1 pseudogene is annotated in these 595 nt (G+C 75.5%); it reads right to left on the reverse strand.

The annotated features are described in order from the left end of the window. Positions 1–431: pseudogene (locus LPA54_RS35305) on the reverse strand (hypothetical protein); the annotation flags it as partial. Positions 432–595 lie beyond the last annotated feature (164 nt).

The following is a 595-nucleotide window of genomic DNA, read 5'->3' on the forward strand; positions in this document are numbered from 1 at the left end:
GTGCTGTAGTCGGTGTGGAGGAGCAGCGCCGACAGGTCGTAGTCGGTCCGCTTCGCGGCCTCCTTCCAGTACACGAAGAAGCGCAGCCGCTCCCCGTCGACCGCCGAGACCGAGCCCCGCGGCAGCACCCCGAGTCCTGCCGCGGCCGCCCTGCCGCTGAGCGGGAGTGCCACGTCGAGGACGTCGGGGTCGAGCAGCAGCCGGCCCGGCGCCGGGAGCCTGCGGCGTATCTCGGCGTCGAGGGCGGCGGCGAGGCGGTCGCGGTCGGCCGCGGGCACCGGCGGCCGGGCGTCGGGAACGACCCAGCCACGGCCCCGCCGGTTGACGAAGATCCGCGGCTCGCCGGTCTCCCGCTCCCGGTTCTGCACGTGCTCACGGACCGACAGCACGACCCGGCCGGAGACCTGCGGAGCGACCCGCACCGCCGCGGCCGGTCCGCCGTGCCCTGCTCGCCGGTCTCGACGCCGTGTTCGCGGCGAACCCCGCCAAGCTGGCCGACGTGCACGCGCACCGCGAGCCCTTCAAGCGGCTCGGTGAGCGCCTCCATCCGCACGTGTACCTTCGCTGGCCGCACGCGGCCGTGGTGTTCGCCGTG

This window comes from Streptomyces sp. DH12 (assembly GCF_020873895.1).
Taxonomy (GTDB): domain Bacteria; phylum Actinomycetota; class Actinomycetes; order Streptomycetales; family Streptomycetaceae; genus Streptomyces.